This is a genomic window from Agrobacterium sp. MCAB5 (genome assembly GCF_052114365.1).
GTDB lineage: Bacteria > Pseudomonadota > Alphaproteobacteria > Rhizobiales > Rhizobiaceae > Agrobacterium > Agrobacterium tumefaciens.
Genome location: NZ_JBFREP010000001.1, coordinates 501162 through 515039 on the forward strand (window position 1 = coordinate 501162; position 13878 = coordinate 515039).

The following is a 13878-nucleotide window of genomic DNA, read 5'->3' on the forward strand; positions in this document are numbered from 1 at the left end:
CATGACAAGTCTCGTTCTCAAGGATATCCGCAAATCATACGGGCAGGTAAAAGTCCTGCACGGCATCGATCTGGAGATCGAACAGGGCGAATTCATCGTTTTCGTCGGGCCGTCCGGCTGCGGGAAATCGACGTTGCTGCGCATGATTGCGGGTCTGGAGGAAATCACCGGCGGCGAAATGTTCATCGACGGACAGCTGGTCAATGAAATCCCGCCCTCGCGTCGCGGCATTGCCATGGTGTTCCAGTCCTATGCGCTTTATCCGCATATGACTGTTTACGACAACATGGCCTTCGGCATGAAGATCGCCAAGGAGAACCGTCAGGAGATCGACCGTCGCGTGCGCGCCGCTGCCGAAATCCTGCAGCTGACGCAATATCTGGAGCGTTTGCCCAAGGCTCTTTCTGGCGGCCAGCGCCAGCGCGTCGCCATCGGCCGTGCCATTTGCCGCAATCCCAAGGTGTTCCTGTTCGACGAACCCCTGTCGAACCTCGATGCCGCGCTGCGCGTCGCAACCCGCATCGAGATCGCCAAGCTCAATGAGCAGATGGCAGACACGACGATGATCTACGTCACCCACGATCAGGTGGAGGCGATGACGCTGGCCGACCGTATCGTCGTTTTGAATGCGGGTCGTGTGGAACAGGTCGGCCCGCCGCTGGAACTTTACGAAAACCCCGCCAACCTCTTCGTGGCGCGGTTCATCGGCTCGCCCGCCATGAACATCATTGCGGCAAAAATTGCCGTAACCGGAGAGCGGACTTCGATCGAACTTGCCGGAGGTAAGACGCTGAACATCGTCGTTCCCACGCCTGCAACCGAGCAGGGCAAGGCCGCGAGCTTCGGTGTCCGGCCGGAGGATTTGAGCATCGTCACCGGCGACGATTATCTTTTCGAGGGAAAAGTCGCGATCGTCGAGGCTCTCGGTGAAGTGACCCTGCTTTATCTCGAAGCGCCCAAGGGGCAGGAGCCGATCATCGTCAAGGTGCCGGGCATCGTATCCGTCGCCAAGGGTCAGACCCTGCGTTTTGCGGCACCGCAGGCAAAGCTCCATCTCTTTGATGCCGAGGGCAAGAACTACCGCAGATAGTTGCGGAGACAATGGCCGTGAGCTTCAGGAAACATGCCCCGGAACGTCCCGTTCCGGGGTTTTTTCATGATATTTTGCCGCTGTGGAAAAATGCCAAAAATGTTCCGTCTTCGGTCTGTTTAAGGTGACGCTGATATGAATTGTTAAAGACTACGTTTTAATCTTGGAGACGTTGAAAGAGCATGGAGGTCAGGGCGTGCAGAGCAGTGCGGGTGTTATCAAGAACAGTTACCTGACCAAGGAAGAATCCTTCATGTACGACCGCGAAGGCCGGTTTCGCATGGAAGACACCATGAATGCGGCGCGCATCGAATATACCGAGAAGGCCGTCATGCATATGGCCGCTCGCCGTTGCGACGTCATTCGCATTTCCCAGACCGAGGCCGTGCTGGCACTGCTGACGAAATACAATCTTCCGAACCAGTTCTATCTGGATATTCCCGACGCCCGCATCACCAAGATCGGCTGCGTTATGTTGCGCGTCAACGCCAACAACACCATCCACGTCCGTTTTCTGCGCATGTTGACGCAAAAGGAACTCGACCGCATTTTCGTGTTCAGCACACATCCGGCGCATAAGGACCGGAAGCTCGATATCCGGTCTTTCTAAGGGGCTGGAGAATCTCCGGCTTCAGGAAAGCCCACCCAGAACCGTCTGCTTCAGCTTCACATCGGGCACTTCCGCAAAGGCAAGATCGCTGCGGCCGAAATAGGATTTCTGGTTGGTGGCGGACCAGTCGTTGCAGACCAGTTTGTAGCGCTCTCTTGCGACCGGTTTTTCCGGCATGGCGTAGAGATAATCGCCGGTGCGGTCAGCAAGCGGAATGTCGCCGTCCTGGTTGCAGCGCTTGAGGATTTGCGCAAGCGCTTCGCCATCCACTTCCGTTACCATCAGCTTGCCGTCGAAACGCAGAGAGGCGTTGAAATCGTACCGGCGGATATCACCCTTTGGCAAACCAGCGCCGAAGGAGGTGTGGCCTATGAAGCCGACATCCGCGCCGGTTTTTGTGGCGATCAGTTGCGCCACACGGCGTCCGGCCTCGTCAACTGTCATCGCCTTTTCCGTTTTGCCGACAACCGCCTTCTCTTCTGCCGTCAGATGTTTGTCGAGTGTCTGTTCGATCAGGCCTTTGAGCGCCGGGGAGGAGGGGGCGTCGCTGTCAATGGCGACGGTCTCGATCGTCGGCGCCTTGCCAGAAGCTTCGATCGTCCCAATGGCCATGGATGTGCACCATGAGCCCGTGTGGACATAGCGCGTCGCACCCTGTTCATGCACGAAGTTCAGGTGATCGTGGCCGCCGACCAGCAGGGTGCCATCGGGCAGCAACGGCAGGATATCGCGGTCGGCAACGACACCGGCGTGGCTGAGAACGACGTTGATCGCCTCCGGCTTGACGATTGCAGGCAGATTCGCCTTGGCCCATTCCACAGGCTGCGGAATATCCAGCATCTCACGCGTCGCCTTCGGATAGGTATTGATCGCGTTGGTGGCAAGGCCCGCAACGACGACCGGCCGTCCGCCGACACTCACCTCCGCACTGGCCGGTGCATAGGGTGCGCCGCTGCGCTTGTCGATGATGTTGGACAGCACGGTGATGCCGAGCGCGCGGGCACGACGGACGAAATTGGCGAGGTCGTTATCGATATCCGGTTCATGGTTGCCGATATTGATGACGGTGGGCGCGAGCCTGGCGAGCGCCGAGAGGAACGTCCACTCGATTTCGCCGGACGACCGTGTCGCCACCGCATTGCCGGTTTCGAACAGGTCGCCGTTCAGAAGAATAATGTTGGGTGCCTTGTCAGCCGCGATGCGCATTTCTATGGCTGCTAGGAGCTGCCCGATGCGCTCATAGGCCGAATGCAGGTCGGAAATCACGATTGCACGCAGGGCCACATCCTGCGCCTCCGCCGGCGTTGCCACCACCATCAACGGCAGTATGGCGGTGCCAGCCATAAGCTTCAGCACGTCACGGCGTTTGCTTGAGAAAATCGTCATGTCTGGCCCCATCATCTTGAAATGCGTGATCGTCCCGCGGCTGGCTGAGAAGCCCCTATAGGGCGATCATCACAGCCGCATGACAAGTTTGGCGTTTAAGAGACGGGAAATAAAGCGGTTTCAGCGCGGGTTGTGCAGGTCATGCCAAGAGGGTGCGGAGGCGAGGCCGAATCCGGCCTTCGCCTCCGGGCGATCAATGGAACAGAACGCTGGCGCCCTGGTCGGCAGGGCCGACATTACGGCGGAACGGGGCGAAAAGTTCGCGGCCCATGCCCCATTCGTTGGCGGAAAGGTCGGCGCGCGCCGGTTCGCGCTTTGCCAGCTCTGCGGCTGGAACAAGCACTTCAAGCGTTCCGGAAATGGCGTCGAGACGGATGATGTCGCCATCGCGGATGAGCGAGATCGGGCCGCATTCGGAAGCTTCCGGCGTGACATGGATGGCGGCCGGCACCTTGCCGGAAGCGCCGGACATGCGTCCGTCCGTTACCAGCGCCACCTTGAAGCCGCGATCCTGCAGCACGCCAAGTGGCGGTGTCAGGCGGTGCAGTTCCGGCATGCCGTTGGCCTTCGGACCCTGGAAACGGACGACAGCGATGAAATCGCGGTTGAGCTTGCCGTCCTTGAAGGCATCCTGAAGCTCCTGCTGGTCGTTAAAGACGATCGCGGGCGCCTCGATGATATGGCGTTCGGGCTTGACGGCGGAGATCTTGATGACCGATTTGCCGAGGTTGCCGGTCAGCATCTTCAAACCGCCGGTCGGCTGGAACGGCGTTTCAATGCTGGCGAGAACCTTGGGGTCGTGGCTCTGCTCGGGAGAAGGCTCGCGGGTCACCGCGCCGTTTTCGTCAAGCTTGGCATCCACGGTGTAGGCTTCGAGCCCCTGTCCGAAGACGGTGCGGACATCGTCATGCACGAAGCCCTGTTTCAAAAGCTGCTTGATGAGGAAGCCCATGCCGCCTGCGGCGTGGAAATGGTTCACATCCGCAAGACCGTTGGGATAAACGCGGGCAAGCAGCGGCACGGTATCCGACAGGTCGGAAATATCCTGCCAGGTGAGGATGATGCCGGCTGCGCGCGCCATGGCGATCAGATGCATGGTGTGGTTGGTCGAGCCGCCCGTCGCGTGCAGGCCAACGACGCCGTTGACGATCGAGCGCTCATCGATCATTTCGCCCGCAGGCGTGAATTCGTTGCCCTGCGCGGTGATGGCGAGCGCCCGCTTGGCGGCCTCGCGTGTCAGCGCGTCGCGCAGCGGCGTGCCGGGATTGATGAAGGAAGAGCCGGGCATGTGGAAACCCATGATCTCCATCAGCATCTGGTTGGAATTTGCCGTGCCGTAGAAGGTGCAGGTGCCGGGACCATGATAGGATTTGGACTCCGCCTCCAGCAGCTCGGCGCGCCCAACCTTGCCCTCTGCATAAAGCTGGCGAATGCGGGATTTCTCGTCGTTCGGCAGGCCGGTGGTCATCGGCCCGGCGGGGATGAAGATGGAGGGCAGGTGACCGAAGGAAAGCGCTGCGATGACGAGGCCGGGAACGATCTTGTCGCAGACACCGAGATAGACGGCGGCGTCGAACATGTTATGCGACAGGCCGATGCCGGCAGCCATGGCGATGGCATCACGGGAGAATAGCGAGAGCTCCATGCCCGGCTGGCCCTGGGTTACGCCGTCGCACATTGCAGGCACGGCACCCGCGACCTGCGCCACGCCGCCGGCTTGCGCTGCGGCCTCGCGGATGATTGCCGGAAAGGTCTCGTAGGGCTGGTGCGCCGACAGCATGTCGTTATAGGCGGTTATGATGCCGAGATTACCAACCCGGTCGCCGGCAAGGAGGTCCTTGTCGGCGGGGGAACAGACAGCAAATCCATGCGCGAGGTTACCGCAGGAGAGAGTGGAGCGATGAACCCCCTTAGAAACCTGCAGCCGCAGCCGCTCGAGATAGGTCTCGCGGTAAGGCTTGGAGCGTTCGACGATGCGGGCGGTAATGGCCTGAATGCGGGAATCGGCGGACATGAGCGTTCATCCTGTTCGTTGGTCGAGAACCGGTGTTCCGGGAGATGAAGGACCGGTTATCGTGTTTTCGTCTTGTGTCGTCGGGCGCTGTCGCGGGGCCGCTTGCGCGGCAACCGCATCCAGTTATGGCGCCCAGTAAATATCCACGGCGGTTTCTGCCCGGTTCAGCACGGCGCGGATCGGCATTTCGTCCTCATCCTCGCCCGACTGTGCTTTTTCAAGCGTCGCCTTTTTTGCTGCACCTTCGATGTGGAGCACCAGAAAACCTGCATCGTGAAGGCTGGAGAAGTTGAACGTTAACCGTTCTTCCCCCGCGGTTTCCGCCGCCATGGTCAAAACGCCGCGCGGTTCGTCAAGGTCGAGCGCTTCGTAGAGATTGTCGCCACCGGGAAAGAACGATGCCGTATGCCCATCCGTTCCCATGCCCAGCACGACGACATCAAAAGGATCGCAGATCGCCTCGGTCTTGACGGTCGCAAGCGTCGCTGCATCCTCAGGCGAGGCCGCGGGCTGGAACAGCGGCACGAAATAGGCCGCCTTCGCCTTGTCCTGCAACAGGTTCTCGCTGACCAGCCGGTGGTTCGAGCGCTCGCTCTCCGGCGGCACGAACCGTTCGTCCACGAGCGTCACGCTGATGTTGCTCCAGTCGAGATCATGATGGGAAAGCGCCTGGAAGAACAGCTTGGGCGTTGAACCGCCCGAAACGGCAATGCTTGCCGTTCCGTATTCTTTCGTTGCCGCGTCGAGACGCGCGGCAACATCCGCCGCCAGGGTTTTCGCCAGTTCAGCGGCTGTGTCGAAGACATGGATTGTTTCGCTCATACCCGCGCCCTCAGTCAGCGTCGTGCCAGGTGCGACCGTCGCGCTCGATCAGTGCGATCGAGCCGCTCGGACCCCAGGTTCCGGCAGTATAACCCTGTACGCCCTGTCCCAGCTCTTCCCAGCTCTTGAGGATCGGATCGACCCAGTCCCAGGCCGCTTCCACTTCGTCGCGGCGCATGAACAGTGTCTGGTTGGAGCGGATGGTATCCATCAAAAGCCGCTCATAGGCATCGGGGCTGCGCACATTGAAGGCTTCGGCAAAGCTCATGTCCAGCGAAACCTGACGCAGACGCATGCCGCCCGGGCCGGGATCCTTGATGAGCAGCGACTGCTTGACGCCTTCGTCCGGTTGGAGGCGAATGACCAGCTTGTTGGCTTCGATCTTGCCGGCCGCATCGTCGAAGATCGAATGCGGGATCTGCTTGAACGTGACGACGATTTCCGAAACGCGGGTCGCAAGGCGTTTTCCCGTGCGAATGTAGAAAGGAACGCCGGCCCAGCGCCAGTTGGCGATTTCGGCCTTGATGGCGACGAAGGTTTCCGTGTTGGAAACGCCGCCCTCCAGCTCCTCCAGATAACCTTTCACCGGGCCGCCTGCGGAAGCGCCGGCGCGGTACTGGCCGCGAACCGTCAGCTTTTCGACATTGGTGGTGTTGATCGGCTTCAGCGAGCGCAGGACCTTGAGCTTTTCGTCACGCACAGCTTCCGCGTTCATGGAAGCGGGCGGCTCCATGGCAACGAGGCAAAGCAATTGCAGAATGTGGTTCTGCACCATGTCGCGCAACGCACCGGCCGTATCGTAATATCCGGCGCGACCCTCAAGGCCGACAGCTTCTGCGACCGTGATCTGCACGTGGTCGATATGGGCGGAATTCCAAAGCGGCTCGTAAAGCGCGTTGGCAAAACGCAGTGCCATCAGGTTCTGCACCGTCTCCTTGCCGAGATAGTGGTCGATGCGGAAGATCTGTTCTTCCTTGAAGACATGGCCGATGGTGTCGTTGAGTTCCTGCGCCGAGGCAAGGTCGCGGCCGATCGGCTTTTCAACGACGATGCGGGTCGAGCGGGTGATAAGCTTGTGTTCGCGGATCTTGTCGGCGATATCGCCGAAAATGCCGGGCGCAACAGCGAGATAGAAGGCGCGTATGCGCTCCTTGCCCTCATCGAGCAGCTTCTTCAACACGTCCCATCCGTTGCCGGATTTTGCGTCGACGGGAACGTAGAAAAGCCGGTTGAGGAACAGCGCAACCTGCGCATCATCATATTCACCCGCCTTCAGATGCTCCTTCAGCGCGTCTTGCGCGAATTTGCGATATTCCTCATGGCTCATGACCGAACGCGACGCGCCGATGATGCGGGTCGGCTCCGTGAACTGGCCTTCGACCTGACGGTGATAAAGGGCCGGCAAAAGCTTGCGCTCTGCCAAATCGCCTGTGCCGCCGAAAACGACACAATCAAAAGCTTCAACAGGAATGATCTGACTGCTCATATCGATACTCTCGATCTTCAAGGGTTGGGGCATCCATAATCTAATCGATTTAAAAATGCCAGTCTCAGTTATGTGAAATTATGAATTTTGGTTTCACGGGTCGAAAACCCGTACCGATTGTCATTGAGTGATGCCGGCTAGAAAGCAGGGTTCTTGAACAAGCCTTTGGCCGGCGGCGGAACGGAAAAAAAGAAAAAAACGACGATTGCTACGATTTTCCCCATCCATGATCGCAGCGATGGCTCATCGACCTTGTGCGAGGCATCTATACTGTCCAGCAGCAGTCTTGCCTCATGCCGCTGCCACTCCGGCACCCGGATTTCCATGCCTCCGAAAGCGACCGTCAAATGCCAGTTCACGGAAACGATATGGGCCGAGGGCACGGTGGTGTGGATGCCATAGGCGCGCAGAAACGAACACGTCACGGCGGTTTCCGCCATCCCGTAACCGGTCGCAATCGCTACAAGCCTGTCGCTAGGTCTTTCCATAAGATCTCCAGAGGTGGGCGGATTTCCTAAAACCTGTCTCGCAACGCGTACCATGAGAGCGCCAGGAAAAGCAGCGGTGCCCGCAGCGATGCGCCGCCGGGGAACGAAGGAACCTTCAACCGCGCGAATGGCGCCAGCATATCCTGTCTGCCGAGAACGAGATCGGCATAGAGCTTGCCGCAATAGTTCGACAGCATAACCCCGTGTCCGGAATAACCGCCGATGGAGGTGACCCCTGGCATGACTTCCCGCACGAACACCCGCCTTGGCAGGGTGATGCCGACGGAGCCGCCCCAGGAATGGGTGATCTCGACATTTCCGAGTTCGGGATAGATTTCCGCGATCTGCCGGCGAATATGGCTGGAAATGTCGCGCGGCGTATCGGCCGTATAGGCCTCGCGCCCGCCGAACAGCAGCCGGTTGTCGACCGTCTTGCGGAAATAGCGCACCACGAAACGGGAATCGGCCACGGCTTCCTTGCCGGGAATAATGTCGGGATAAGCGTCAAGCGGTGCGGTCGCGCCGATGAAGGAGCGGATGGGCATGATATGGGCCGCCGTCACCGGTTCCAGATTGCCGATATAGGCATTGGTCGCAATCAGCACCCGCGTTGCGGTCAGCGTGCCGGAGGGCGTTTCGATGATGGTCTTGCCGCCCGCCTGGCGTATGGATTTGGCGGGCGTCATTTCATGGATGCCGGCGCCCGCCTCTTTTGCGGCTTTCGCAAGCCCGACCAGCAGCTTCAGCGGATGGATATGGCCGGTGCCGGTATCGCGTGTGCCGCCGAAATAATGGCTGGAGCCGACACGTCTGCGTGCGTCCGCCCGCTCCATGTAGGAAATATGCGGATAGCCGTAGCGATTGTTCATCGCATCGACGCTTTTGCGGTAATCGTCTTCGTAAGCAGCCTTGTGCGCAACATAGAGCTGCCCCGGCAGATACTCCATGTCGATGCCGTGATCGCGGGCGAAGTTGAGGACGTAGTGCTTGGCATCCTCGGCGATATCGAACAGTACCTTGGACTGCTCGAAGCCGATCTCGTCTTCCATCTCGTCGGGAAACGAGCGCTGCCCGGTGCCGAATTGCCCGCCGTTGCGGCCTGATGCGCCGTCGCCGAAACGATGCGCCTCGATCAAGGCGACGGAGACACCGTTGGCGGCAAGATTAAAGGCGGCCTGAAGCCCGGTATAGCCGCCGCCGACGACCGCGACGTCCACTGCTTCCGACCCGTCGAGCGCCGGATATTGCGGCCGCTCCTGGGCGCTTGCCTGATACCAGGAAATCCCCGGCGCTATCGGGCTTTGCCACGTCATGCTTCAGACCTCACACGTTGAGAAGCAGGAATTCCCGCTCCCATGGGCTGATGACCTGCATGAATGTCTCGAATTCCCCGCGCTTCAGGCCCGCATAAAGGCCGACGAATTCATGGCCGAACACCCGCTCGAACTGTTCTTCGCCTTCCAGCAGCGCCACGGCTTCCAGCAGCCCGCGCGGCAGGTCGATGGAGCCTTCATTGGCCGTATCAGCGGTCGGTTCGGTCGGCTCGATATTGTTGACGATGCCGAGCCAGCCGCAGGCAAGCGAGGCGGCAAGCGCGAGATAGGGATTGGCATCCGAACTCGGCAGGCGGTTTTCGACACGCCTTGCCTGCGGGCTGGAAATCGGCACGCGGAAAGCCGTCGTGCGATTGTCGTAACCCCAGGCATTGTTGACCGGGCAAGCCATGTCAGGCGTCAGGCGTCGATAGGAATTCACGTAAGGAGCAAGCATCACCAGCGCGTTCGGAACATAACGCTGCATGCCGCCGACGAAGGCGAAGAACTCCTTGGACGGGCCGCCGTCCTTGTTGGAGAAGATATTGCGGCCGCTGTCGATCTCCACCACCGACTGATGGATATGCATGGCCGAACCCGGTTGACCCTGCATGGGCTTGGCCATGAAGGTGGCGTAGATGCCATGCTTCAATGCTGCTTCACGGATCGTGCGCTTGAACAGGAACACTTGGTCGGCAAGTTCGATCGGATCGCCATGGCGCAGGTTGATTTCCAGCTGGGCCGGGCCTTCCTCATGGATCAGGGTATCGATCTCGAGCCCCTGTTTTTCGGAGAAGTGATAGATATCGTCGATCAGTTCGTCGAACTCGTTGATGCCGGCGATGGAATAGCTCTGCCCACCGACAATGGAGCGTCCGGAGCGGCCTTTCGGCGGATGCAGCGGATAGTCAGGGTCGTCATTCATGGCGACCAGGTAGAATTCGATTTCCGGCGCGACGACCGGCTTCCAGCCTTTTTCCGTATAAAGCGAAAGCACGTTTTTCAGCACGTTGCGCGGCGTATAGGGAACGAAATTACCCTCGGCATCCACGACATCGCAGATCACCTGCGCGGTCGGGTCGCTTTCCCATGGCACCACGGACAGCGTGGAAAGATCAGGCACAAGCTTCAGGTCGCTGTCGCGCGGCTCATAGCGGAAGTTTGCCGTCTCATCCGGATATTCGCCCGAGATCGTGTGGCGATAGAGCGCGGAGGGCAGGGCAAGCGAGGTGTCGCCCGTAAATTTCGCCGTCGGCATCATCTTGCCACGCGCAACCCCGGCAAGATCGGGTGTTATGCATTCAATATCCTCAATACCGCGCGCCCTCAACCATTGCGAAGCTTCGCGCCAGGAGGAAACGCCACGGGTAGAGGAAAGGTCGAGGGGAGGTTTCTTTGCCATGGTTGCCTGTTTCTTCGGGCGGAGCATGGTTTTCTTCGGGGGCATGTATCACCGGGTCTGTGTTTCGACTGGCGCCATCATAACCGGAGTTTGGCAATTGGCGAGGGGGAAAGCGCCATTGACAACGGGCGACACTTCGAAAAGAGGAAAGGGAGAAGCAAACGGAAAACAACTATGGCAGACAAATGTGACGTGCTGATTTTGGGGGCGGGGGCTGCCGGCATGATGTGCGCCATCCGTGCCGGCCAGCGCGGCCGCTCCGTCATCATCCTCGACCATGCCAAGGCGCCGGGCGAGAAAATCCGCATCTCCGGCGGCGGCCGCTGCAATTTCACCAACATCCACGCCGGGCCGAAGAACTATCTCTCCGCCAACCCGCATTTCGCCAAATCTGCACTTGCCCGTTACACGCCGCGCGATTTCATCGCTCTGGTCGAAAAACATCGTATCGCCTGGCATGAAAAGACGCTTGGGCAGCTGTTCTGCGACGATAGCGCCAAGGACATCATCCGCATGCTGCTTGGCGAAATGCAGGCTGCAAAGGTGAAATTGAGGCTCGAAACCGCTGTTTCTGATGTCGCCCATGATGGCGGCCGGTTTCGCGTGACGACCTCCGGCGGCGTCATCGAGGCGGAAAGCCTTGTGGTCGCAACGGGCGGCAAGTCGATCCCGAAAATGGGTGCGACGGGTTTTGCCTACCAAATCGCCGAGCAATTCGGCCTGTCGCTCATCGAGACGCGCCCCGGCCTCGTGCCGCTGACGCTTGATCCTGCGGCACTGGAAAAGCTGAGCCCCCTTGCCGGTGTTGCCGTGCCAGCCGAAATTTCCCATGGCAAAACGGCTTTCAACGAAGCACTGCTGTTTACCCATCGGGGCCTAAGCGGCCCCTCAATCCTGCAAATCTCCTCCTATTGGCGAGAGGGCGATACGATCCGCCTTAAACTGGAGCCTGCGCGCGATATCGTCGCCTTGCTAAAGGAAGCGAAACAGAAGAACGGCCGCCAGTCGGCCCAGACCGCTCTTGCGGAAATCCTGCCGAAACGGCTGGCGCAGCATGTCGTCGAAAAATCGGGGCCGACCGGCAACCTTGCCGATATGTCAGACAAGGCTCTGGCGACCTTGGCGAATGAGGTGCAGGACTGGCAGATCAAACCCGCCGGTTCCGAGGGGTATCGCACGGCGGAAGTCACGCTTGGCGGCGTGGATACGACCGGCCTCGATTCCCGCAGCATGGCAGCGAAAACCGTGGCCGGCCTCTATTTCATCGGCGAATGTGTTGACGTGACCGGCTGGCTGGGCGGTTATAATTTCCAGTGGGCCTGGGCCTCCGGTCAGGCAGCAGGTGAATTCGCCTGAAACCGCTCGTATTAACACCTTGTTAATGGGCACGGAGTCATCCTGACAGAATGCCAGCAAAGCCGGATCGCATTGTGGTTCCGCTGTACATGATGTCATGCTGGAGGCTCTTAACAGGGCATGGGTCGGTTGAGTTTTTCGTCAGGAGCCCGCGCATGAACAGATCCGCACATCGCCGCCCTCGCGCCATTGCCATCGCCCGCGCCGAAAGCGAGAGCAGGCAGTTGGCCTTTCGCCTGACTGCAATCGCAGCCGGTGCCGTGGCTGCCCTGATCGCCCTTTTTTATTAAGGTCAGGCTCTTCGCTTTCGCCCTTGCAGCAATCGCGGTAAACAGCCGCCACGGCCAGGATGCCTCGGCCATATCGGCATAGAATTTCTCTTCTTGCCGGATGGCTTCCCGCCGCGTGCGCGGCGTCTGGCTTTCGATGATGGCCAATGCTGAATAAAATACGTGCATGTCACTCTCCATGTTGCGGAGGGCCATGATGCACGCCGTTTTTTGTTTTATCTGCGCAAGAAAATGCGCTACGTTTTTCATAAATGAAAAACGTCACTTGGGATTCATACCAACTTTTCCTCGATGTGTCACGCAGCGGCGGCCTTACGGGTGCTGCGGTGCTGACGGGTTTGAGCCCTGCGACTATCGGGCGACGCATGATCGAATTGGAGGAGCGCATTGGCAAGGCGCTGTTCCAGCGCAGCCAGACGGGATACGCGCTGACACCGGATGGCCGCGCGCTGTTTGACCGCCTTCAGGCGATGGAAAACGCGGCAAAGGATATCGAGGGATGGCAAAAGGCGTCGTCGGCCTCTTCCGTCGTGCGCATTGCCGTCGGCACCTGGAATGCCTGGCTGCTTGCAGTAAATTTCTCCGCCATCTGCACGGATCGCGACGATTTCCGCATCGATCTTTTCATCGCCGAACAAAGGGCGTCTTTGGCGCACCGTGAAAACGACATCGGTATTCGCGCTTTCGAGCCCGAGGAACGCAACCTCGCTGCCATCAAGACGGGGGAGGTGGCCTATGCGCCCTACAGGCTGCGCAACGCCGCCGCTTCTGTTGCCGACCGGTGGTTGGCGGTGGCGGAAGAAAACGCCATTTCCGCCTACCTGCGCTGGCCGCATGAAAACCGGCGGGACAATATCGTGGTGACCGTCAACAGGCCAACGGCACTGCTCGATCTCACGCTGGCCGGGGCAGGGGTTGCCGTGCTGCCGTGTTTCGTGGGCGATGCCGATGCGGGGCTGATGCGTGAGGGTGACGAAATCGAAGCGCTTCGTCACAATCAGTGGATCGTCATGAACAATGACGATCGCCACCGCCGTGATATCAGGACGGTGGCGGATCGGATGACCCGTCTAATCAAGGGGCATTCCGATCTTTATGCCGGGCGCAAGAGCCGCCCCATACGAGGGGATTCACCTTAGATTGTGCTACTAATATTTATTTATTTTTAGTTGCACTCCGGCCTGAATGCCTTTAGGTTGTTTTTTGTAAATATAACCCTTTTAGGTTGAGGCCGCCATGATAATTTCATCATCCTATGTAAATGCGATGTCCGCAGCAGGTACACCGGAAGAAGCAGCAAAGCTCTTTTATGCAGCAGTCAGCAAAGGTCTCGCCGCAGTCGTCGCCGATGCTCTTTCGCAATCTGTTACGTCGATTGCGCCGGCAGCAGCGGGAACCAAGATCGCAGGCTGGGAAAAGCTTGTGGGAGGCGTAGCGATGCATCTCGCTTGGGAATCTCCGGCCATTCTCAACCCAATTCCCCTGACGCAACTCGCCTGCTTCGCTCCCTATGCAGCTCAGCTCCAGGGGGGTGCCGAGGCGATGGGCGTCAATGTAAGCATCGGCGTTTCCGTATCGGCAAGTTTCTAAGGACGCCACGTCGTATTGTTTGGATTGAAGA

Annotated in this window: 13 protein-coding genes; 5 read left to right on the plus strand and 8 right to left on the minus strand. The window is 59.3% G+C overall.

Annotated features, from left to right (window positions below; translation table 11 throughout):
• The first annotated feature begins 1 nt into the window (after position 1).
• Both AB4Z23_RS02475 and AB4Z23_RS02480 read left to right on the plus strand, forming a co-directional pair.
• On the plus strand, positions 2-1090 hold the full coding sequence (locus AB4Z23_RS02475) for an ABC transporter ATP-binding protein (RefSeq protein ID WP_013635492.1): 1089 nt from the start codon (positions 2-4) through the stop codon (positions 1088-1090).
• A 253-nt stretch (positions 1091-1343) separates the two neighbouring features.
• Positions 1344-1700 (plus strand): hypothetical protein, encoded by a 357-nt coding sequence (locus tag AB4Z23_RS02480; RefSeq protein ID WP_034501827.1) that lies wholly within the window; start codon positions 1344-1346, stop codon positions 1698-1700.
• A 21-nt stretch (positions 1701-1721) separates the two neighbouring features.
• Here the strand turns inward: AB4Z23_RS02480 and AB4Z23_RS02485 are convergent, their stop codons facing one another.
• The 7 genes from AB4Z23_RS02485 to AB4Z23_RS02515 all read right to left on the minus strand — a co-directional run bounded on the left by AB4Z23_RS02485 (position 1722) and on the right by AB4Z23_RS02515 (position 10656).
• Positions 1722-3086: a metallophosphoesterase gene (locus AB4Z23_RS02485; protein WP_112496693.1), complete on the minus strand. Its 1365-nt coding sequence runs from the start codon at positions 3084-3086 to the stop codon at positions 1722-1724.
• Between the two features lie 193 nt (positions 3087-3279).
• Positions 3280-5100, minus strand: a complete 1821-nt coding sequence (edd, locus tag AB4Z23_RS02490; protein WP_003515140.1) for a phosphogluconate dehydratase — start codon at positions 5098-5100, stop codon at positions 3280-3282.
• Positions 5101-5223: 123 nt separating this feature from the next.
• The gene (pgl, locus tag AB4Z23_RS02495) at positions 5224-5922 is read right to left on the minus strand and encodes a 6-phosphogluconolactonase (protein WP_003515141.1); all 699 of its coding nucleotides are present in this window, start codon (positions 5920-5922) and stop codon (positions 5224-5226) included.
• A 10-nt stretch (positions 5923-5932) separates the two neighbouring features.
• Positions 5933-7408, minus strand: coding sequence for a glucose-6-phosphate dehydrogenase (gene zwf / locus AB4Z23_RS02500; RefSeq protein ID WP_038489859.1), 1476 nt, complete (start codon positions 7406-7408; stop codon positions 5933-5935).
• Positions 7409-7545: 137 nt separating this feature from the next.
• The gene (locus tag AB4Z23_RS02505; RefSeq protein ID WP_421477863.1) at positions 7546-7896 is read right to left on the minus strand and encodes a hypothetical protein; all 351 of its coding nucleotides are present in this window, start codon (positions 7894-7896) and stop codon (positions 7546-7548) included.
• A gap of 26 nt (positions 7897-7922) precedes the next feature.
• Positions 7923-9209, minus strand: coding sequence for an NAD(P)/FAD-dependent oxidoreductase (locus AB4Z23_RS02510; protein ID WP_441359980.1), 1287 nt, complete (start codon positions 9207-9209; stop codon positions 7923-7925).
• Positions 9210-9219: 10 nt separating this feature from the next.
• Positions 9220-10656 (minus strand): glutamine synthetase family protein, encoded by a 1437-nt coding sequence (locus AB4Z23_RS02515; protein ID WP_013635499.1) that lies wholly within the window; start codon positions 10654-10656, stop codon positions 9220-9222.
• A 129-nt stretch (positions 10657-10785) separates the two neighbouring features.
• Here AB4Z23_RS02515 and AB4Z23_RS02520 point away from each other — a divergent pair, with 129 nt between their 5' ends.
• Entirely contained in the window at positions 10786-11967 is a 1182-nt protein-coding gene (locus AB4Z23_RS02520; RefSeq protein WP_421477864.1) for an NAD(P)/FAD-dependent oxidoreductase, read from the plus strand.
• Positions 11968-12077: 110 nt separating this feature from the next.
• Here AB4Z23_RS02520 and AB4Z23_RS02525 read toward each other — a convergent pair whose 3' ends face one another.
• Positions 12078-12425 carry a hypothetical protein gene (locus AB4Z23_RS02525; RefSeq protein WP_421477865.1) on the minus strand — a complete coding sequence of 116 codons (348 nt, stop codon included), beginning with the start codon at positions 12423-12425 and terminating at the stop codon, positions 12078-12080.
• Between the two features lie 83 nt (positions 12426-12508).
• Between AB4Z23_RS02525 and AB4Z23_RS02530 the strand changes: the two genes are divergently transcribed.
• Complete coding sequence (locus AB4Z23_RS02530) at positions 12509-13396, plus strand: LysR family transcriptional regulator (RefSeq protein WP_421477866.1); 888 nt, start codon at positions 12509-12511, stop codon at positions 13394-13396.
• A gap of 97 nt (positions 13397-13493) precedes the next feature.
• Entirely contained in the window at positions 13494-13847 is a 354-nt protein-coding gene (locus tag AB4Z23_RS02535; protein WP_236735589.1) for a hypothetical protein, read from the plus strand.
• Positions 13848-13878: the final 31 nt, after the last annotated feature.